Raw genomic sequence first — 21,328 nt, forward strand, 5'->3', positions numbered from 1 at the left:
CTACTTACTCAATTGTTATTAAAAAAATGGCGGCGTAATATCCTCACAATTAATAATGAATGGGTGACTGACATGTTTAAAATGTTCATCGAACGACCTAAGTTTGCAATCGTTATTGCACTTTTGATCTCCCTTATTGGCGCAATATCCGCCGCCAACTCTCCCATCGGAAGGTACCCGGATGTGGCTCCGGTTACAGTGGAAGTTCGAACGTTTATGGATGGAGCCAGTGCCGATGTAATGGCGAAGTCAGTTGCCCCGGAAATTGAAAAACAAGTCAATGGCGTCGCTGGAATGGAGTACATGAAATCCACCAGTGGTGCTGATGGTACCTACACATTAGAGGTGGTATTTGAAAGCGGTACCGATTCTGATAAAGCGGTCAATCTGGTTCAGAACCGTGTTAACTTGGCGCTGCCCGAATTACCTGGTGACGTGATGCGAAATGGCGTTCAGGTAGAAAAGCTCTCCAACGGTTTAATGTTGGGGATTTCCATCACCGATCCATCTGGTGACGCCTCTGCAATCGAAATCAGTGCCTTTTCTGGTGGTCCGTTAAAAGAAAAGATACAACGTATCAATGGCGTATCCAAAGTCGATGTCCTGGGTGAGAAAAAGTACTCGATTCGTGTCTGGCTCAACCCCGACAAAATGAAGCACTACTCCATCAACGTTGACGATATTAGTGACGCTATTGCGACTCAAAACAAAATCGCTTCAGCTGGCAGTTTAGTTGACGACCGTCTGGAATTCCCAATTACCGTCGATGGAGGCCTGGAAAGCCCGGAGCAATTTGGACAGATTGTCGTTCGGTCAGACGAACTGGGTAAGACAATCTATCTGAAAGATGTCGCGAACATTGAGCTGGGAAGCGAAATATACACTGCGAATGCGTACGGAGAAAACGCGAATGGTGCGGTGCTTTTCATCTATAAAACACCTGAAGCCAATGCCATGACGGTTGCTTCCCAGATCAAAGCACTACTGGACGAGCCCGGTCCATATCAAATCAAAACCGTCTACGATGCCACCACATTCATTGACGGTGCTATATACAATGTTCTGGAAACCCTGGTTCTGGCGGTAGCTATTGTCTCGCTGGTAACGCTTGTCTTTATGCAAAACGTCCGATTAACGCTGATTACCGTAACGGCTATTCCGGTTTCCCTTATCGGGACATTCGCCGTGATGAGTGGTCTGGGCATTCAAATTAACATTATCTCCATGTTCGGATTAGTAATGGCGATTGGTATCGTGGTCGACGCTGCGATCATTGTGATTGAGAATGCGGAGCACCAACTGCACGAACATCCGGATATGACGGTGAAAGAAGCCATATCTAAAGCACTTGAGATTACCTTTTCGCCCATTATCGCTTCCATGTTAGTGCTGCTCGCCGTTTTCACTCCTTCTCTTTTCATCCCTGGTATGGCGGGCACAATCTACTCCGAATTTGGCATTGTACTGTGCGCCTCGGTGGTTGTATCAACACTGGTCGCCCTGTCGTTAACGCCCGCTTTGTGCGCGTTATTTATGAAGCCACCAAGAAAAAACGTAGTCGCAAAATCTGTCGAGTGGGTGATCACACAAAAGATTCGTGCCTTTACCGGCTTAGCATGGACGGCCACTCGTCTGCCATTGCTGACCATATTGCTTCTGGCTGGCGGACTTTATCTATCCGTAGAGCGCGGCGCGACGCTGCCAACCGGGCTATTACCTGAAGAAGATACCAGCGCGGTCTTCGTTGTTGGTAGTTTTCCTCAAGGTACAGCGCTGGCGAAAACGGATGAATATCTGGCTCAGCTAACTGAACAACTGAATGCGCTTCCCGGTGTGACCACCAGCGTTGAAGCATCCGGCTTCAACCTCCTGACCAACACGGCAGAGATGAGCAGTTTTATGATGCTTCTCTCTTTGGATAATATGGAAGCAAGAGCCGCATCTGACACTGAGATCACAGAACAAGTCAACCAGGTGCTGGCCGCTAACACAGACATTCAGGCATTTGCGTTCAAACCACCCGTTATTCCTGAACTTGGCATGGTTGATGGCGTGAACTTTGTGTTGTTGGCGCCTGAGCTATCCCCTAAAGAACTCTATGAACTTACTCAACAATTCAATTCTCGTCTGATGGAAGATGAACGAGTCGGTCTGGCAATGGGGCTGTTTGAAGTCTCTAAGCCGTCAGTAAAACTGAACATTAAGCGAGATGACCTTCTTAAATATGGCGTCACCTTTGCTGAGGTGGTCGAAGGCATGCAGACACACTTTGGCGGCAGCTACATTAATACTTTCAACATGAACGGCCGAAACTATAAAGTCATGGTACAAAATGATCCTAAGTTCCGTCTTGATCCCGAAGCTCTGAAAAAAACTGGCCTGTCCAAACCTAACGGCACTCGTATTACCTATGAAAAGCTGTTCGATGTGGAACAAATCAAAGTACCTAACTTCATCACTCGTTATAACGCAGAGCAAGGGGTCTTTATTGATGTCATTCCAACCGTCGCAACCGGGCAAGCTATCGCAGCGATTCAGGAATTAGCCGATGAGTTGGGTTACCGGGTGGAGTTCACCGGTGCAGCGAAAGAAGAAGTGAGCGCTGGTAACACCGTCGCTGTTGTAATGGGACTGGCGATGCTGGTGACCTTCTTGGTGCTTGTGGCACAATATGAATCCTGGCTAATTCCTCTGGCCATCATGCTGACAGTACCCACTGCCGTTATCGGTATTGTTGAAGGTGTCATTCATATCAACGGCAACATCAATATTCTGACTCAACTTGCCGCCATTCTGTTGATTGGGATGACCGTCCGAAATGCGATTTTGATCGTCGAATTTGCCAAAACACTGCGAGATGAAGGTGAGTTAACCATCAAACAAGCGGCGGTACAGGCCCTTCGCCTGAGAGCCCGTGCGGTGTTCATGACCGCGTTCTCATTCGGCGTCGGACTCATTCCTCTGATGCTGGCCTCTACGGTAGGTTCTGGTGGTCAGCAGGCGCTGGGATGGGCATCATTTGGCGGTATAGTGTCAGCAACCTTCATCGGCTGCATTATGGCCAGCGTCTTTTTTGTCCTTATCCAGCAGCTTCGTGAACAATTTAAACCCGTTCACTAAACCATGTCATCAAACCAGAGCCTCCATCGAGGCTCTGGATTGATAAAAAGTAGCGGTTCAGAGCACAGCTTGTAGGTGTTTACCATGGTTTGAACACACTTTCATCCATGCTAAAAACTGATGGATACCAACTCGCACCAGTTACCAAAGAACCAGACAATACGATTCTAAAGAAACAACTTTCAATCGCACCTTGATTAATGGACTAATCATCAATCCCTGTTAAACGAGGTAACCATGAAATTCTTTCTCATTCAAAACGGCGCACACCGCTTTGTCACCGATAACCAAGGCTTCCAACAAATGTGTGGTGAAGGCTGGTATGTCGTTGATGTAACCGTAGCTCCTTGCTATAAGTCCGCAGTTCGTCTGTTTGCTGATTCCTGAAGGCTGCAAAAATGGACGCATTACACCCAATAGAGTATTGCCTGATTGATGACCCTTCGGATTGGCTAGTGATCGCTATTTCGGCCTTGCTTGTGGCCTTATGGTACGAACGAAAAAGAGTAAGAGACGCTTTTGCTAGTGATAACTCAAATTAAAGAGCGTACGCTCAGGAACATCATCCATCCTGGGCGTAATGTCTTACATAGTCGCCCTTTTGAATGACGACACAGAGAAGCCGGTCACCAGCATGGTGCCACTGATGACCAGTAAGGTACCGACTATCGTATTCGCACCTATCGGCTCGCCCAGAAACAAATTTCCCCACAGGATACCGAACATAGGAATCAGGAAAGTTACTGACAGAGCTGACGAAGGACCGATATCAGTAACAAGCCTGAAGTAGAGCAAATAGGCGGCGCCAGTGCAAACCACACCCAACAGAACTACGGAGATCCAAACGTCTTGAGTCGGAACTTCTCTCATGGGCACAAAAGGAATCAGCGGTAGCACAATCAAACACGCGGCCCACATACTGCCGTGTGCATTATTAAACGCCGGAACCGAGGGCGCATTCCTGGCATAATTGGTCGCAATTCCGTAGCAGCAAGCAGCCATCACGCCAGCAACAATCGGTAAAGTCGCTTCCTCACCAATTCGCATCGCGTCCCACCCCACCAGCACCGCCACGCCCACAACCCCAATCAGCAGCCCTAATGCACCACGTTTAGTTAACGGAGTCTTGGTCCAGAATACACCGATTACGGCTCCCCATATTGCTGCGGTTGAATTGAGTATCGACAAAGTAGAAGCGTTAAGGGTCTGTGCCGCGTAAGCAAACAACAAAAAAGGTAAAGCGGTATTAAACAGACCGATGATAAAAAAGTGACGAGTATGTTTGGTGAATTCCAGTTTTTTCTTAAGATAGAAACTAACGGCGAGCAAAGCCAGTGCGGCAAAAAACACTCTCGCCTCAATCAGCACAGCGGGGCCCAGCACATTTGCCCCTATACGCATAAACAGAAATGATCCGCCCCAAATTGAGGCGAGTAGAATCAGTCGGAGAAAGCTTGCCAAATCCATCGGTCTATCTTTTGTTATCTTGGTTTGCCTCTACTGTGCGCCATAGACTTTTAAAGCACAACCCCCACTTAGGTCTTATTTGGATTAGGGTTCCGAAAATGGCTGGGCAAGCGCATCAACTAACCCAGCCCTTTAAATTAGTACTTAAAAGACACCCCGAACTGCACTGCTTTTTCCTCAAAATGATGGGCATCAAAGGCTTTGTTTGTCTGTCTATACTCAACATACGGCTGTAGCTTAGTGTCGGTATAGGTGAGCCGAGCTTCGTAATGTAAGTTAGTATCGTTGTCTAAAACTAAGTCTGATTCAAGCTGCTTCTGAACCACATAGTTATAAGAAAACTCCGCAACGTGTCCCAGTTCATAATTGAATCCTAGGTCCATTCGTCCAAGCTGACTCCTTTTTGAAGAGTGATGGTGTTCATGATGAACGCCGTGGTCGTGGTCATGATCATGACCACCGCCTAAGCTAATTTTGCTATTGCCGTAATCGTAGCCAAAACGACCCTTTAGCGACAGCTCATGATTCACTTGATAGTCAAGACCAATACGTGCGCGAAGTTCATTGCTATCCAGATAACCTCCTTGAGCATAGGCGCCATAAGCGAACCAACCAATATTATCAGTTGGGTTAAAATACTTACCCCCACCCAATTGGTAAAACTCGTGGGCTCCAGTCTCAGCCTCACCGTAGACAAATACGCCTGAGTCATGCATCCAGACACCTTCTATGCCGTACACTCGCTCTGTATCATTGTCGCTGTGACCGTGGTGCTGTTCATCGGCAAAGTAGACTTCTATATGTGAGCCATTGGAAATATCGACATTGCCGTGAGAAAAAGCGAAAGTTGGTAGTATCAGCGTCGATAGGAAAAGAATTGATCGCTTGAAGTTCATTGTTGTTTCTCTTGAGAAAGCGGTTCTCACTCCTTAAATACCGCTCAATAGTTAGTAGATTGGGTTGTTAAAACGGTTACGCTTCAGGCTTATCTAGTGACTTCTCACTTCCGGATAGCTTTATTTGGCGATTGAAATCTCTATCCGCCAGTTCTTGCTCGTCATACAGATCCTCTAGTACCACTTGATCCATCGCCATCACGTCGAAGAACTGATCTTTACAATAATCATTGGTCCATTTGCGTAGCATTTCTGGATTATTGGCGATATCCGCTACATGGCCGGCTGCGAAATGGGCATAGTGTTCAAACAGTTCTTCATCGGTTCCATTTGCCACCCAGGCTAATTTTTTGAACCATACTGCGGATTGCTGCTCTGAAATGTGCTCGTTAACTTTGCAAACCGACATAGCCACCAGCGATTCGGTGTAGTTCTCATAATGAGGCAAGGTATTGTGGACGTGAGCGCCACAAGCAATAGCTAAAGTTGGAATCAGTGCGACTAAACCAGTTACGACTTTCTTCATAGCGATTTCTCCTCAGGTTGAGTACACATTTGTTTGACATGCCCTTTCTGCTCAGCTTCCTGAATCAGTTTTTCCCCAAGGCTGACTCCTTGTAGATACATTTCATCTTCTTCGCTAAAGGTATAAGTTTCGTGAAGTACTTCTTGTGATAGCCCTTCAATGGTTTCTCTAATCATCATGGCGTTTTGCAGTGAGTACTCCGGGCTCATCGAGCCTAGCTCTACGCAGTATGCATTTACCCTCTCTACAGCCGCCGCGGCCATTACTGCATTATCTCGGCTAAAGAGTGTGTCGTGATCATGTTGCGCGGCATGAGCTGCGGTACCTACCAGGCTCAAACTCATCAATGTGAAAGTGGTCATTCGTCTAAACATAATGTGGTCTCGATAAAAAAGCGGTTGGAACACGGGCATCTTGCGTGATGCCCGCTAGTCTGGGTTATTGTTGTTTTGTCTTGTCGTTGCGAGTATCGCGATAAGGGTCTGCAGACTCTTTTCTGTGGACAGAACGAGGCTCTAAGCCGTGCGCTTCACGCATTTGATCCACCATTCGTTGCTTCTCTCCCATGCCGCGTTTCATGCTCTCTGGTAACACTTCCGTTGGTACAATAAGGTCACGATCCAGCGGCCACTCTTTTAACAGTTCTGGGTGATATCCCTCTGGGTAATACAAAGATTCATCAATTTCGAGTTCTCTGATCTCTTGTTCTTGAATATCTGCTCTCGAGTTTTTGGGAACGGGTACTCGGAATACTTCACCGTCGTTTAAGTTGAACTGAGGCGCTCGGTTGTTTGGAAAATCAGGAATGATCCCCTCTCGTACCCATGCTTTGTCAGGGGTAATATTGGCGACAATCATGTCTGGCGCGCCAAAATGGTAAGGTCCTTTCCAATGTTCACGGACCTGCGCTACCGTCTCATTGTTGTAATAAGGGTCAAACTCCATATGTGTGGTCATAAACAGTCTTGGCTGTACCTGATTCGCAAGCCAACCCGCTGCATAGCCAGACGTGTGGTGAGTATCGATGGTATAGCGCGTCAAGAAGGCAGGAACACCTTGTACGATAGAGGCGAGCCCTACCAACTCGGTTTGCACTTCGGTGACAAACAAGTCGCAGCCTTTGCCATACTCAATGTCAAGCTCGGTCGGCCGACCGTCACCTGTCCAGACAAAACACAGCGACTCTTCATCATTGATGGTCCAGTCTAGTCGATACGCCGATGCGCCATCTTTTGCGTGGGAGCGACGCCAGTGAGAGACTTTGACGCCATCAACGTCGTAGATAACACCGCCATCGTCTTTAAAGTCGTACTCCACTACTTCAATATCGTTGCCTGAAGGGAACACATCAAAGGCATCTTGGTGCCAAGAAAGCATCTGCAGCATGCCTTCGACCATATGACGAGTGCCGTCTTCTGGATTACGACCAGAAGGACCATAAATCGTAAGTGGTTTTTCCCAGCGACCGTTCCAACCACCAAACTGATACAAATAAGGTAGTGAGCCAAAATGGTCGACATGTAAGTGCGTGATGAACACCTTATCGAGTTCGTTTAAAGCGACACCAGCACCGATATAGTTAGCAATGGAGGCTTCTCCCAAGTCGAACACAAAATTATCGCCATTACCAAGCTCTACATAGATAGATGTATTAGCCTGCCCAGGTCGAATCATGGGAGAGGTACCCATGAAGGTCACCCGCATTTCATTGTGCTGAACCTCTTCCGTTCTAGGGAACCAGTTAGCAGCAGTAACCATATGATCCATCGGCTCAATACCGTCAAACATCAGACCTTCTTTCCAAAGCTCTTCTCCCGTTTGAATGTCGGTCTTGAGACCACCTTGCAAGATCGCGTGGATCTCCTCGGGCGACGAATAGATCTTTCCACCTTGTTTCATCAGCTCTTCGGTGTTGACGTTTTGTTCATAGTTGTAGTGTTTGTAGCCTGAAAAACTGGCTGAGTTTTCAGATTGATAGTGCTCAAACGGATTCTGCGCTAACACCGCACTAGACATGAGGATCGCGCCAGTCATAGCACTTAATTGGTGAATTTTTCGCATAGTGATCTCTCCATACCCACAATGTAGGGTTGGTGACTAAAAGTTAATGTTTAAGGGGCGAGCAAGCTCGCTAAATTTGGTTTAAGTAGACGTTATAACGGCAGTCGAAAGCCGACTAAGAACGTATTTTCAGGTAAGAAACGGGCGTCTGAGTGCGAGGTATGGATATCGGTTTTAAACTCGGCATAAGCAGGGATTTCGTTATGTTGAACTCGAAGTCCAATATTGGAGCTAAAGCCTAAGTGGCCACCTTTGGTTCCAATTTCTTCCGGGAAGTAACCCGTGTTGTTCATGACACCTGTCGTCATCCCCCCTTCAATAAAGGGTCTGATCTCAAAACTGTTTGGCAGCTCGAAGTTGTAACCCAACTCCAGAGCAAAACCGCCTCCCCTGTAATCAAGGTCGTTGTTAGTACCTTTGTAGAGATCGAAGTTAAGGCCGATGTACTGATTGAGTTCCAGACCGACAGTGGCATTAATCGCAGAGTGATTTCCCTCCAGTGATGAATAACCCAGCCCCCCTCTGAATTTGAGTTCTGAATCCTCATTGTGCGCCTGAGCAGCACCTGTAAAGAAAATTGCGGTCAATGCCAAAGTAGAAACGATACGAATGTTTTTCATAGTTTGTTTTTCTCTCGATTAAGCGAATAACTCATCACATCCGTGTGCTAACGGGAAAAATTCTATACATCCACGAAAGTAATATAAACAAACCAAAAATCACTTTAAATATTAATTTAATTTATGTATTTAAGATCATTTTACTCACGGGTTTAGTCGGCCATCGCCAATTGACAGCTAAATGCTCTCTGCTAGGATAGAAACATCACCCTAGAAATCAGTTTGTTATGGACTTAAATCTCCTCTCTACTTTTAGTGCCGTATATCGACATCGTTCTATCACCCTGGCTGCGGAAGAGCTCAACTTGACTCAACCGGCAGTGAGCGCTGCATTAAAGCGATTGGAAGGTGTGGTGGGGAAGGCGCTTTTTGTCCGCTCAGGGCGTGGAATTGCACCAACCGGTGCCGCAATTGCACTTGCGGACAAAATCGAAATGCCCTTGGCGGTACTTGAAACCATAGAAAAAAAGCAGGAAATCACCAAAGTCTATTGCAGCGAAAGCCTGATGCATCTGGTTTGCGATTTACCCGGACTATCCTTCATTGAAGCACCATTGAGTGACAAGCAGCTGCTGGCCGACATCGACACACAGAAAGTGCATCTTGCGATTGATGTAGCAACTAGTATGAGTCAGGCACATATTGTCGAGGACATCTTCAACGAACCCGCTGTTTGTGTCTGTCGAAAAGACCATCCTGAGATTGGCGATACGCTTTCTTATGACGATTACTTCAACGCGCATCATATAGCGTTAAAAATTCGTCGTAATAACGTCAATATGTTGGATTTTTTATCAGAGAAGCCAAGCCCGCCAAGAATCATAAAGGCAGAAACTGGCTCGGTTTCCAGCATGTTATCACTGGCCGCAACAACAAACTTACTTGGCGCATCGACACGTGCACTCGCTGTCCATCTTGCACCAATGCTGAATCTAAAAGTGTTCCCTATTCCGTTAGCTATTCGCAATGTGCAGTATCGAATGATCTACCATCGCCGATTTATCAATGATGACGACCACAAGGCTGCTCGAGAAATGCTCCGTTCGACGATACAGCACAACCAGTATCAATAACTAAAACCAACAGTTCTGCGATTACGCCACTTTTGCTTCAAACCCGAGAAAACATGGTCATCCCCTAGAAAAAGGGGATATCATTCAACGCGATGTGAACCTGAATCACAAGACTTAGTCGTTAATTTTCAGTGAACTACGCGCCTTTGAAGTTCCTCACTTTCGTGAGGATAACAACCAGTTATTATATGGTAAGACAAAGAAGACGGAATCGCTTCGAATCAGACATGTGCCGGATATTTATCAAACTATGTTGTCCTCTAAACTTGCACTATGTTTAACATAATGCTGATAAGAGTATCTGTGTCAAAGGAGTCACTGTGAAACGCGTAATTCTGCTAATAACCCATTTAGGGGCTCTGATTTTTGGCTTTATGTTAGGTATCTATGTGCTTCCTATCCTAACCCAGCCGGAGTCCCCCTCGATAGAAAGTATTAACAACAACTCAAACGCCATTGTATATTCAGGGGAATTCGACAAAGATCGCCAGGACAGCGACTTCTTGCATTGGGGAGAGGGAACCATCAGCTTAACGGAAACCAGTGCGATGTTCATTGGTGAGCTTGCTCCTGGTCCTGATTACAAGCTCTACCTGTCACCAACCTTTGTAGAAACAGAAGCGGAGTTTATGGCTAACAAAGAGACCATGCTTCAGATTGGCGATGTAAAAACGTTCGATCGTTTTTTGCTAACGCTACCTGTGGGGACTGACTTAGCCTCCTACAGCACAGCCATCATTTGGTGTGAAAGTTTCGGCGAGTTTATTAGCTCTGCGCAACTAAAAGCCCGGTAAACCAATACTGGGACTTTACAATATCTCTCCATCCACCATGACCGCATGAGCAGAATAGTCAGAGTTCAGGACGGTGGCCGCGGCATGATAACCGGGTTTAATCAGTCCTAACTCACTAAGGTTCAGCGCCAGAGCAGGATAGGTTGACGCCATTCGCAGCGCTTCTGCTTCATCAAATCCCCATTCAATCACATTAGCAACAGACTGATCCATGCCAATATGAGCCCCCGCCAATGCACCCTGCGAATTCACCAGACGTCCGTCTTGTACAGAGATCTCTTCCCCATCGAGTACAAAACGATTAGTGACACTGCCAACCGAAGCCATCGCATCAGTGACAATCAATAGCTTGTTATCCGGCTTAACCCGTTTAGCAAGATGAACATTCTGCGGGGCGACATGAATACCGTCGACAATGATGGAACACCAGGCATGATCGGTCATCAATGCAGTCCCGACCACGCCAGGCTCTCGCCCTTCCAGAGGAGACATGGCATTGAACAGGTGAGTAAAACCGTTCACCAGTTTTAGTTTGCTGTCAGGCAAGCTATCGCTGGTCGCGTTGCTGTGACCACAAGACACAACGACATCATGGTCGCGCAGCCATTGCAAGGACTCTGGCGCCATATTCTCCGCTGCCAGGGTCACAAAATTCACGCCATTATTAAGCCAGGGAAACGCTTCAAGCTGAGTTACCGACGGTGAATAGAACTTGTCGGCGTCATGTGCGCCCTTCTTGTTCTTATTCAGCCATGGACCTTCAAGATGCACGCCCAGTACACCGCGTACCTGACCTTCAATGGCTTGTTCTGCCGCTAACAGTGCCTGTTTCATCTGCTGTGGGGAAGCACTGATTAGGGTGGGCAGCAAATACGCCGTGCCATGCTTACGATGAGCCCGGCAAATCATATCAATACCTTCTACCGAGGTGTCGGAGTTAAACATGACATCCCCGCCACCATTGACCTGCAAATCAATAAAGCCAGGCGCAATCAACTTGTCAGCAAAATCTGTACAGGGAACCGTACCGGAGAGCTCACTTTTAGGGACAATATCAACGATCGTTTGGTCATTCCAAACCACCGCTGCATCAATATGAAACCGTTCACCATCAAACACTCTCTGCGCTGACATTGCTTTTACAGTCATATCTCTTACTCACCCTTACTTTTGCTAACCCTAACGAGGATAAACCTTCTTTACTCCCTCTGCTTCACAATCTGTGGTGTAAAGAGTCAAAACTGAGCCGCAGCTCCCAATAAACAGGCGTCATAATCACCCGTTGCTTTTACAATAGTAACCTGAAATGCCTCAGGTTTACTGCGAATAAATTCCTCTACCAGTGAGAAGTATCCCGGCGCCAGTCCAATACCGCCACCCAAGGAAATTATATCTAAGTCAAACATGGCTTTAAGATTACTGCAAAGTGTAGCGACTGCGTAAGCACTTTGCTTAATGATATTCATCGCCTCTGGCTCAGTCTGAGCTAACTCAAACAGTTCAATGTTAGATAGGTTTCTCTGAAAAACCATTCGGGCCTTTTTATTAATGGCCGTACCAGAAGCCACTGCCTCCACACAACCTGTCTGTCCGCAACCACACTCAGGCCCTAGTATATCAATAACGGTGTGACCAATATGTCCGGCCAAATGTCGAGCACCTTTATGAAGCTTTCCGTCGATGATCAGTCCACCTCCTACGCCAGTGGACACCGTTATATACGCCATATTTCGCACCGACGCTGTCAGTGAGTTGAATTCATACCAGGCCGCGGCCTGAGCATCGTTCAACATGGATACCGGCTTGGCGGTAAGCGTTTCAATCGCTTTGTGTAGCGGGAATGGCTGAGGAAAAGCCAGGGTATCAGGGTTGATTGAAGTAATGCCCTCAGGTTTTACCCACCCTGTTGTAGAAATTCCTATCTGACGCACTTGCGGGATCCAATCATGGCACGCATTCACAATCTGAGCAGCAAACGCCGTCACACTGGTTGTTGTCGGTGTCGGTATCTGGCATCGCTCTGTTAACTCGCCGTTTTTTACTACACCTATCGCTACCTTAGTGCCACCGATATCAATAGCTAACGTGCTCATACTGCTTTACCTCTGCCTGAGTTGCTGAATTGAACCACTGAGTCACCACTTCTAGTCGGGTCAATGCGGAACCGACGGTGACCGCGACAGCACCGTGGGCGATCGCCTGAGCCGCTAACTCGGGAGTGTTGTAGCGACCTTCCGCCATAGTAAAGAATCCCGATTCAGAGAACTGTTGTACCAGTTGCAAATCTGGCCCTTTAGGCTCAACGCCACCCACATAACCCGATAGTGTCGAACCAATAATTTCAACCCCCCGTTTATTGGCCCAAACCCCATCCTCGAAGCAGGAGCAGTCCGCCATAGCAAAACAGTCTGTCGCTTGAATTGCCTCAGCGATGACTTCTCGAGTTTCCGGTCTCACTCGATCAGTAGCATCAAAAGCAATGATAGTCGCACCTGCCAGTTCCAGTGCTTTCACATCTTCAACAAAAGGCGTGATTCTGACCGGACTGTCAATAAGGTCACGTTTCACAATGCCGATAATTGGTATAGTGACGTTGGCCGAAACCGCGGTGACATTGTCGACGCCCTCGATACGCAACGCTTTTGCACCAGCCTGTTCTGCGGCCATCGCCATGGCAACGATGAATTCAGTTTTTTCTAACGGACTGCCGACAACGGGTTGAATAGAAACCACCGTCTGCCCATACAACTGCTCTTTTAACTCTCTGATTTTTAGACTTTTATCTCTCACTTCGAGCCTCTCGTCTTTTGCTAGCATCTACGGATTAACGGACTTTCTTCCTCGTCCCAAAATCCACTAAGTACTCTCTCAATCGATAACTTAGGTTAAATTTTGTCCGCGATCACAGTTTATGAAAAGTTGATTTGAAAATAATCTTCACGAACATAATAATCCATAACGAAGATTTTTTTCAAACAAAATAAAATTTATTTTTGAAATGGGTAAATCTCAAAAAACAATGGACAAAAGGGAACAATATGAAAGCCATGAATAAAATTACTATCGCTATGCTGACATTAGGTTGTGCAGTTTCAGTACAAGCGGCAACGACACTTAAAATGGGTATGCAAGCTTCTGTCGGTTCTGTGGAGTACACCTCGGCAAAACTGTTGGCTGACACTGTGGAAGAAATGAGCAAAGGCGAAATTAAGATTGCTTTATACCCTAGTGCACAGCTTGGCGATGACCGCGCGATGCTTCAACAACTGACCTTAGGTGATTTGGACATCACTTATGCAGAATTTGGCCGCATGGGTCTTTGGATCCCACGCGCAGAAGCGGTGACACTGCCATACGTTGCAAAAGACTATGAACACCTACGTCGTATGTTCGACTCAGAGTTCGGACAGGGCGTTCGCGAAGAGATGCTGACTAAATTCAACTGGCGCGCGTTAGATACCTGGTATAACGGTACTCGCGAAACCACATCTAACCGTCCTCTCAACTCTATCGAAGACTTCAAAGGCCTTAAGCTGCGCGTACCAAACGCGAAACCAAATCTGAACTACGCCAAACTCTCCGGAGCATCACCAACACCAATGGCGTTCTCAGAGGTTTACCTTGCCCTACAAACCAATGCGGTAGATGGTCAGGAAAACCCGTTGCCAACTATCAAAACCATGAAGTTTTATGAAGTTCAGGACAACTTAGCCATCACCAACCACATTGTTAACGACCAGATGGTGATCATCTCAGATTCTACCTGGCAAAAGCTGTCTGACGCAGATAAGAAAATCGTTCAAGAGGCTGTGCTAAAAGCAGGTCAGGCGCACACCGCATCCGTCAAGAAACAAGAGGCTGAGCTTATCTCATTCTTCGAAGCAGAAGGTGTGAAAGTGACCTATCCAGATCTGGCTCCGTTCCGTGAGGCTATGCAACCGCTTTACTCGGAATTCGAAGAGAAAATCGGCGAGCCTATCGTTAAGAAACTAGTAGCGATGTAATGCAGATATCAATTCGTTGTTTTTAGAATTGAAGTTGTAATCTTGGCTGGCCGCAATGGTCAGCCATGGAGCATAAAATGATACGCAAACTATTAGATAATATTGAAGAAATCATAACAGTGCCTCTTATGGCCGCACTGTTAGTGGTTTTGACATGGCAGATCGGAACGCGCTGGCTGCTCAACGATCCTTCACTGTGGAGTGAAGAGTTGGCACGGGTACTGTTCATGTATATGTCACTCATCGGCTGTGCTATTGCGATTAAACGCGGTACACACGTTAACATCACCTTTTTCTCGGATAAGCTGCCCCAAACTATCCGGTTTTCGTTAGTTATTGCACTTGAGCTCGCCGTTTTGGTGTCGATTTTCGCCATTATTTATCTGGGATACCAACACGTGCAACGCACGGCCTTTTTCGAGCTCATTACTTTAGGTATTTCAAGTAAGTGGATGAATTACAGCTTGCCTTTGGGTGGACTCTTTATGGTCGTCCGGCAGATTCAAAAAATCATTACGATTGGTTTTGAATTCAAGCAAGCACATTGTCAGAGTTCGACAAATTCATCCCAAATTGCTGAGAGGTAAGGAGTTCTCATGGCAAGTTCTATTTTTGGCTGGTTGGCGCTGCTGTTTGCAGGCATGCCTGTCGGCTTTTCACTTATCTTTGTCGCACTGGTCTTCCTTGTGCTCACCAACAGCACCGGGATCAACTTTGCGGCGCAACAGATGCTGGGTGGAATCGATAACTTTACGTTACTCGCGGTCCCTTTCTTTGTACTGACCGGCCACTTGATGAACAGTGCGGGCATTACAGAACGTATTTTCAATTTTGCCAAATCCATGGTGGGGCACGTCACAGGAAGCCTTGGTCACGTCAACATTATGGCAAGCCTGCTGTTCTCCGGCATGTCTGGCTCGGCTCTGGCAGATGCAGGCGGCCTTGGTCAACTTGAGATCAAATCCATGCGTGATGCAAAGTACCACGATGACTTTGCCGGCGGATTAACCGCAGCTTCTTGTATTATTGGCCCACTCGTTCCGCCTTCTGTACCGTTAGTCATCTATGGGGTGGTCTCCAATACCTCCATCGGTGCCCTGTTTCTGGCGGGAGCCATTCCGGGTATCCTGTGCTGCGGCGCTCTGATGATCATGAGCTATTTCATTTGTAAGAAACGCGGCTACATGACATTGCCGAAAGCATCCCGTAAAGAACAGCTGAAATCTTTGAAGGAAGCGTTTTTATCGCTGATGACCCCAGTCATTATCATTGGTGGCATCTTCTCGGGCAAATTCACGCCAACCGAAGCGGCTGTCGTGTCGTCTCTCTATGCACTGTTCTTGGGCACGGTTGTCTACAAACAGCTGACCCTGGCAGGTTTCGTGGACATTTTAAAAGAAACCGTCAACACCACAGCGGTTGTGGCGCTGATGGTCATGGGTGTGACGGTCTTTGGCTGGATTGTTGCCCGCGAGCAACTACCTCAGATGCTGGCAGACTACTTCCTGACGATCAGTGATAACCCTCTGGTGTTACTACTGCTTATCAACCTGTTACTACTTTTCCTCGGCACATTCATTGAGTCCCTCGCGTTGCTGTTGTTGTTGGTGCCATTCCTCGTTCCAGTGGCGGCAGCAGTTGGCATTGATCCTGTGCACTTCGGTGTCATGGCTATTCTGAACCTGATGATTGGTATTCTGACACCGCCTATGGGCATGGCCCTGTATGTCGTGTCTCGTGTCGGCGATATTCCATTCCATGTACTAACCCGAGGTGTGATTCCTCTGCTAGTACCTTTGTTTATCGTTTTGGCACTCGTTGCCGTATTCCCACAATTTACTCTGTTCCTGCCTGAGCTATTCCTGGGCTACGGACAATAGATTTGGTGCGGACTCCATCTGTGAGTCCGCCAGTCATTATTAGTTGAAGGTAATTAAGATGAGAAAGTTACAAGGACTGATTGCAGCTCCACATACCCCTTTTGACAACAACAACCACGTCAATTTGTCGGCCATCGACGACATCGCGGCATTGCTCATTGAACAGGGTGTAACAGGCGCTTACGTTTGTGGTACTACCGGAGAAGGTATCCACTGTTCGGTCGAAGAGCGCAAAGCGATCGCGGAACGTTGGGTAAAAGCCGCCGATGGCAAACTGGATCTGATCGTGCATACCGGGGCCCTGAGTATTGTCGATACCCTCTCGCTTACTGAACACGCAGAAACACTGGATATCCTCGCAACCTCGGCGATTGGTCCATGCTTTTTCAAACCGGGCTCGGTGGACGATCTGGTGGACTACTGTGCGCAAATTGCGGCGGCAGCACCTTCGAAAGGGTTTTACTACTATCACTCAGGGATGTCTGGAGTCAATCTCGATCTTGAGCAGTTCCTGATCAAAGGTGATGAGCGTATCCCGAACCTGTTTGGTGCCAAATTCAACAACATGGATCTCTACGAATACCAGCGCTGTCTCAGAGTCGCGCAAGGCAAATTCGATATACCCTTTGGCGTTGATGAGTTTTTGCCTGCCGGACTGGCCGTTGGTGCTGTTGGCGCTGTTGGCAGCACATACAACTATGCAGCCCCACTCTATCTGAAGATCATTGAAGCCTTTAATCGCGGAGATCAGGCTCAGGTCACCGCACTGATGGATAAGGTCATCGGTATTATCCGGATTCTGGTGCAATACGGGGGGGTGGCTGCAGGTAAAGCTGCCATGGAACTGCATGGTATCGATGCGGGAGACCCGCGCACACCAATTCGCCCACTTACCCGAGAGCAAAAAGCAGACGTCGTGGCCAGAATGCGCGATATCGACTTTCTGTAAACCCGGTGAAAAAGGAGGCATCTGCCTCCTTTTTCGGCAACGAGACAAACCGTATATCATCTCAGCGAAAATTCACGACATTTATACTAATTGTTGGTGTTAAACCTCGAGGGAGTCTGATATTTTTAATCAAAGAAAAAGAATTAAGGGGACACTGTGGGCTCACCGAATAATTTGCTGGTTCGATTACGCTCTAACATTGAGCCGCTAAGTAAAAAATTAAGACAGGTCGCAGACTACATTCTTGAGAATGCTCAGGACGTACAGTTTCAGACCATCACCGATCTGGCGCGAAATACCCAAACCAGCGAAGCAACCGTTGTCAGGCTGTGTCGCGATCTGGGCTACAAAGGTTACTCTGATTTTCGAATGGCACTGGCGGTAGATTTAAGCCAAAACGCCGCGAAATCAAAGCCAAGTGGCGATGGCGATATCGTTGATGTATCGGCAAACAGTGCCGTTGATAGTCTACAGGACACATCGAAGCTCATCGATCGCAAGGCACTGAATCGTATCTGTTCGCTGGTGCATCAGGCGGATTTTATTGGCTGTGTGGGTGTAGGTGCCTCGAGCATTGTTGGTCGATATCTCGCGTATCGGTTAATCCGTATCGGCAAAAACGCCATCATGTACGAAGATACCCATTTGGCAGCGATGAACGCCAGTCGCTCTAAAGAAGGCGATCTTTGGTTTTCCGTATCCAGTTCAGGTTCAACCAGAGAGGTTGTCCATGCGGCCAAACAAGCCTTCAATAAAGGTGTACCTGTAGTGGCACTGACGAACATCAATCACAGTCCACTTTCGGCCATCTCTTCTGAAATGCTTGTTGCAGCAAGACCAGAAGGCCCACTCACAGGTGGCGCCTTTGCCTCTAAGGTGGGGGCCCTGCTACTGGTCGATGTACTGGTGAACTCCCTGCTTGATAAGTACCCTGAGTACACCGACTCGGTCATGGAGACCGCAGAAGTTGTTGTGCCGCTAATGTCCTGACGCAACAACTCATGCCATTTGAAGCCCACCACTTCGGTGGGCTTTTTTATTGTTCCGACTCAATTAAATAAAAATATTTTTTATTGTTAACTTGATCAAAGAATATTTTTTCCATTGATCAATAATAAGATTGTTTTTTGACCAACACCGGTCTTAATTGAAAAGGAAAAAACATGAACACAAGGAATCACTTTCTCGCGACTTCGCTTGTACTCGCTCTGCTCTCTTCCACGCACGCTCTCGCAGCACAAAACTGGCCAGACTTACCACAAGGCATTAAAAGCGGTATCAGTGCCCAAGTCGGCGATAAGCTTTTTGCAGGTCTGGGCTCGTCAGGTAGCGCATTCTATATGTTAGACATGACCAAGCCGGAACTTGGCTGGCAGCAACAAAACGATTTCATCGGTCCGGCCCGCAACGGAGCGACTGCGACGGCCGTCGGGAATAAAATCTACATTTTCGGTGGTGCAGGTAAAGAAACGACATCCGCCAAATCACCCATCTTGTTTGACTCCGTTTATCAATTTGATATCACCAAAAACCAATGGTCGAAAGTCGACAGTACTAGTCCAGTCGGTTTACTCGGCGCTTCTTCTTATTCACCAGATGGCAAGCAAGTGGTGTTCTTTGGGGGCTATAACAAACCTTACTTTGATCAATACCTTTCTGATATCAGCACAACCGATAAGAAGACCCAGCCAGAAAAATGGCAAGCTATTGTAGACAACTACATGGGCATGGCACCCAGAGATTATAAGTGGAACGACAAGGTCATTAGTTACTTTCCGGATTCCAACACATGGCAAACCATCGACGGTTCACCATATGTTCCAAATTGCGGAAGTGCTCTAATCGCCAACCAACAAACAGCCACCCTTATCAGCGGTGAAATTAAACCCGGATTGAGAACCTCTGAAGTCAAACAGTACCAATTCGGCGCACCTCAACCATGGAAGAGTCTGTACGCCCTTCCCGCCCCGGGGAATCAGTCCACTCAGGAAGGCGTGGCCGGAGCTTACAGTGGTGAATCTAATGGCGTAATGATTGTTGCCGGTGGTGCTAACTTCCACGGTGCTAAGAAAGCATTTGAGCAAGGTAAGCTGTTTGCACATAACGGTTTTAGTAAGGCCTTCAACCCAGAGGTTTATGTCCTCAAAGATGACCTGTGGCAACAGGCAAACAACCTGCCCGAAGGGATTGCTTATGGTGCGTCCTTTACGACCAAAGCTGGTGTACTGATAGCCGGTGGCGAGAAGTCAGATCGCTCAGCTAGCAAGAAAGTCTACTTGCTAAGCTGGAATGGCAACTCTGTAGATATCCAAGATTAGGGTCGAAAACATTATGACTATCCATCTGACATTCTTACCCGATTTTCCAGTCGCAATAAAAAACGGTGTTGGGGGTTCGCTTGGCCGCCGCCTCTACGCTGGCCTGGGCAGTGCAGGGAAGCACTTTTTCTATTTCGATCTAGATCAATCGGGAGGCGATTGGCAACCCGCTGCGGACTTTCCTGGCGTAGAGCGTAATGATGCCGTTTGCGTTACAACTCCCAAAGGTCTGTACGTCTTTTCCGGCGCCGGAAACGACCCGCGTCACGCGCACACCAGCGTCCTGATGGATAGTTATTTTTTCTGTGTAGATACGCAGCAATGGCATTCTCTGGACACGACTCTGCCAGTCGGTTTATTAGGGGCCAGTGCCACTGCGGTCAATGATCATCAGTTGCTGTTCTGGGGAGGATATAGCAAAGAGACGTTCGACGCGTTAATGAAACAACTCAGTGTGGCCAGTTCATCAGAAGAGTCAACCGAACTCATAACCGTTTTTATGGGACAGTCCGTAGAGGCCTATGGATGGAATTCACTCATCTGGTTATACGATGTCCGAAAAAACACCTGGGAAGCCATCGCACGGAACCCTTATCCGGCAAACTGTGGAGCCGCTTTAGTTAGAGCCAACGATGACTATCTATTGATTGAAGGTGAAGTTAAACCGGGCTTGCGAAGCCTGAAAACCAAATGCTATCGGTTTGATCATCAGTGGAGACTCACTACCAAACACACCGCTTCCATCGCTGAGCAGTGGCCACATCACGAAGGAATAGCAGGCGGCTATGCCAGTGCCGTCGAAAACGCCATTATTCTTGCCGGTGGCGCCTACTTCATTGGCAGTCAGGCCAATTATCAACAAGGAAAGCTCTATAGTCATCAGGGACTGACCAAACACTACAGCGACACTATATGGCGGCACCAAAACGACGAATGGGCACAAGCAGGTAAACTGCCGATACCAAGTGCCTATGGAGTGAGCATACCATCACAAGATGGCTTGTACGTTCTGGGCGGAGAGACACTTGATGGACAGACTCTAAGTTGTTGCTACCACCTGAAGGCAATATGAAACGTGAGCCTTATTCCAGATTGACGCCCGCTGACTCTGGTCAGAAATCACGATGACACCGCTCTGACAGAAACTCAGCGTCTGGGCGGCATATTGAGAATGCCTAAAGCACCTAGTTCGCGCATTTGCGCAATAATACAGAGGCAATACGCTCCCCCTTGTATTGCCTCTTCATTTTTTCGCTTTTCCATTTCATCAATAGAAAAAACGGCGACCAAAAGGCCACCGTCATCTAATAACAACTCGGACGAATTAGAATTTCCAGGACACACCCAGATCCACACCCACGCCGACATCCACGCCATCTTTAAACTTGACTTCTGGCGTTGCAAACAAGTCCACGTCCAGATTTTTCACGGGCTCCCAACGCAAACCAACCGGTGCGTGAACGTCCACTCGCTCACTGTTCCAGTTATAACCCACACCACCTTCAACAAACCAGCTCAGGTTATGTTCTTGCGAAATCGGCTGTTGTAAAAACGCCATGCCACCATTAACGTAGTTATCGTTCACACCAATGATAATGTTATCAAACTGGAATGTAAGAC

Annotated in this window: 21 protein-coding genes; 11 read left to right on the forward strand and 10 right to left on the reverse strand. The window is 47.5% G+C overall.

Annotated elements, in window-relative coordinates; genetic code table 11:
- The first annotated feature begins 72 nt into the window (after positions 1-72).
- Entirely contained in the window at positions 73-3,120 is a 3,048-nt protein-coding gene (locus tag C4S60_RS06310) for an efflux RND transporter permease subunit (protein WP_103879486.1), read from the forward strand.
- 237 nt (positions 3,121-3,357) lie between these two features.
- Positions 3,358-3,507 (forward strand): hypothetical protein, encoded by a 150-nt coding sequence (locus tag C4S60_RS23520; protein WP_160111339.1) that lies wholly within the window; start codon positions 3,358-3,360, stop codon positions 3,505-3,507.
- Between the two features lie 198 nt (positions 3,508-3,705).
- Here the strand turns inward: C4S60_RS23520 and C4S60_RS06315 are convergent, their stop codons facing one another.
- The 6 genes from C4S60_RS06315 to C4S60_RS06340 form a co-directional block, all read right to left on the reverse strand.
- The gene (locus tag C4S60_RS06315) at positions 3,706-4,587 is read right to left on the reverse strand and encodes a DMT family transporter (protein ID WP_103879487.1); all 882 of its coding nucleotides are present in this window, start codon (positions 4,585-4,587) and stop codon (positions 3,706-3,708) included.
- 137 nt (positions 4,588-4,724) lie between these two features.
- On the reverse strand, positions 4,725-5,483 hold the full coding sequence (locus C4S60_RS06320) for a hypothetical protein (RefSeq protein WP_103879488.1): 759 nt from the start codon (positions 5,481-5,483) through the stop codon (positions 4,725-4,727).
- A 76-nt stretch (positions 5,484-5,559) separates the two neighbouring features.
- Positions 5,560-6,009, reverse strand: a complete 450-nt coding sequence (locus C4S60_RS06325; RefSeq protein ID WP_103879489.1) for a hypothetical protein — start codon at positions 6,007-6,009, stop codon at positions 5,560-5,562.
- Positions 6,006-6,383, reverse strand: coding sequence for a hypothetical protein (locus C4S60_RS06330; RefSeq protein ID WP_244183031.1), 378 nt, complete (start codon positions 6,381-6,383; stop codon positions 6,006-6,008). Before C4S60_RS06330 ends, C4S60_RS06325 begins: the two co-directional genes overlap by 4 nt.
- A gap of 64 nt (positions 6,384-6,447) precedes the next feature.
- Positions 6,448-8,070 (reverse strand): guanitoxin biosynthesis MBL fold metallo-hydrolase GntH, encoded by a 1,623-nt coding sequence (gene gntH / locus C4S60_RS06335; RefSeq protein ID WP_103879491.1) that lies wholly within the window; start codon positions 8,068-8,070, stop codon positions 6,448-6,450.
- 92 nt (positions 8,071-8,162) lie between these two features.
- On the reverse strand, positions 8,163-8,690 hold the full coding sequence (locus tag C4S60_RS06340; protein WP_103879492.1) for an outer membrane beta-barrel protein: 528 nt from the start codon (positions 8,688-8,690) through the stop codon (positions 8,163-8,165).
- 227 nt (positions 8,691-8,917) lie between these two features.
- On the opposite strand from C4S60_RS06340, the gene C4S60_RS06345 reads away from it, so the two are divergent.
- Together C4S60_RS06345 and C4S60_RS06350 are read left to right on the forward strand one after the other, a co-directional pair.
- Positions 8,918-9,763, forward strand: a complete 846-nt coding sequence (locus C4S60_RS06345) for a LysR family transcriptional regulator (RefSeq protein WP_103879493.1) — start codon at positions 8,918-8,920, stop codon at positions 9,761-9,763.
- A gap of 320 nt (positions 9,764-10,083) precedes the next feature.
- The gene (locus tag C4S60_RS06350) at positions 10,084-10,557 is read left to right on the forward strand and encodes a DM13 domain-containing protein (RefSeq protein ID WP_103879494.1); all 474 of its coding nucleotides are present in this window, start codon (positions 10,084-10,086) and stop codon (positions 10,555-10,557) included.
- A gap of 15 nt (positions 10,558-10,572) precedes the next feature.
- On the opposite strand, the gene nagA is transcribed toward C4S60_RS06350, so the two are convergent.
- The 3 genes from nagA to C4S60_RS06365 form a co-directional block, all read right to left on the reverse strand.
- Positions 10,573-11,706 (reverse strand): N-acetylglucosamine-6-phosphate deacetylase, encoded by a 1,134-nt coding sequence (nagA, locus tag C4S60_RS06355; protein WP_103879495.1) that lies wholly within the window; start codon positions 11,704-11,706, stop codon positions 10,573-10,575.
- Positions 11,707-11,792: 86 nt separating this feature from the next.
- Positions 11,793-12,650 carry an N-acetylmannosamine kinase gene (locus tag C4S60_RS06360; protein WP_103879496.1) on the reverse strand — a complete coding sequence of 286 codons (858 nt, stop codon included), beginning with the start codon at positions 12,648-12,650 and terminating at the stop codon, positions 11,793-11,795.
- On the reverse strand, positions 12,631-13,347 hold the full coding sequence (locus tag C4S60_RS06365; protein ID WP_167390958.1) for a putative N-acetylmannosamine-6-phosphate 2-epimerase: 717 nt from the start codon (positions 13,345-13,347) through the stop codon (positions 12,631-12,633). Before C4S60_RS06365 ends, C4S60_RS06360 begins: the two co-directional genes overlap by 20 nt.
- 248 nt (positions 13,348-13,595) lie before the next feature.
- Between C4S60_RS06365 and C4S60_RS06370 the strand changes: the two genes are divergently transcribed.
- The 7 genes from C4S60_RS06370 to C4S60_RS06400 all read left to right on the forward strand — a co-directional run bounded on the left by C4S60_RS06370 (position 13,596) and on the right by C4S60_RS06400 (position 20,780).
- Complete coding sequence (locus C4S60_RS06370) at positions 13,596-14,561, forward strand: sialic acid TRAP transporter substrate-binding protein SiaP (RefSeq protein ID WP_103879498.1); 966 nt, start codon at positions 13,596-13,598, stop codon at positions 14,559-14,561.
- Between the two features lie 77 nt (positions 14,562-14,638).
- Entirely contained in the window at positions 14,639-15,148 is a 510-nt protein-coding gene (locus C4S60_RS06375; RefSeq protein WP_103879499.1) for a TRAP transporter small permease, read from the forward strand.
- A 9-nt stretch (positions 15,149-15,157) separates the two neighbouring features.
- Positions 15,158-16,441, forward strand: a complete 1,284-nt coding sequence (siaM, locus tag C4S60_RS06380; RefSeq protein ID WP_103879500.1) for a sialic acid TRAP transporter large permease SiaM — start codon at positions 15,158-15,160, stop codon at positions 16,439-16,441.
- A gap of 58 nt (positions 16,442-16,499) precedes the next feature.
- Positions 16,500-17,390, forward strand: coding sequence for a dihydrodipicolinate synthase family protein (locus C4S60_RS06385; protein ID WP_103879501.1), 891 nt, complete (start codon positions 16,500-16,502; stop codon positions 17,388-17,390).
- 156 nt (positions 17,391-17,546) lie between these two features.
- Complete coding sequence (locus C4S60_RS06390) at positions 17,547-18,380, forward strand: MurR/RpiR family transcriptional regulator (protein WP_103879502.1); 834 nt, start codon at positions 17,547-17,549, stop codon at positions 18,378-18,380.
- 173 nt (positions 18,381-18,553) lie between these two features.
- Positions 18,554-19,708 (forward strand): N-acetylneuraminate epimerase, encoded by a 1,155-nt coding sequence (locus tag C4S60_RS06395; protein WP_103879503.1) that lies wholly within the window; start codon positions 18,554-18,556, stop codon positions 19,706-19,708.
- A 13-nt stretch (positions 19,709-19,721) separates the two neighbouring features.
- Positions 19,722-20,780: a YjhT family mutarotase gene (locus C4S60_RS06400; RefSeq protein WP_103879504.1), complete on the forward strand. Its 1,059-nt coding sequence runs from the start codon at positions 19,722-19,724 to the stop codon at positions 20,778-20,780.
- 252 nt (positions 20,781-21,032) lie between these two features.
- On the opposite strand, the gene C4S60_RS23525 is transcribed toward C4S60_RS06400, so the two are convergent.
- Positions 21,033-21,328, reverse strand: a 296-nt coding sequence (locus tag C4S60_RS23525) for a hypothetical protein (protein WP_103879505.1), incomplete at its 5' end; no start/stop codon positions are given.

Source organism: Vibrio hangzhouensis, from assembly GCF_900107935.1.
Lineage (GTDB): Bacteria > Pseudomonadota > Gammaproteobacteria > Enterobacterales > Vibrionaceae > Vibrio > Vibrio hangzhouensis.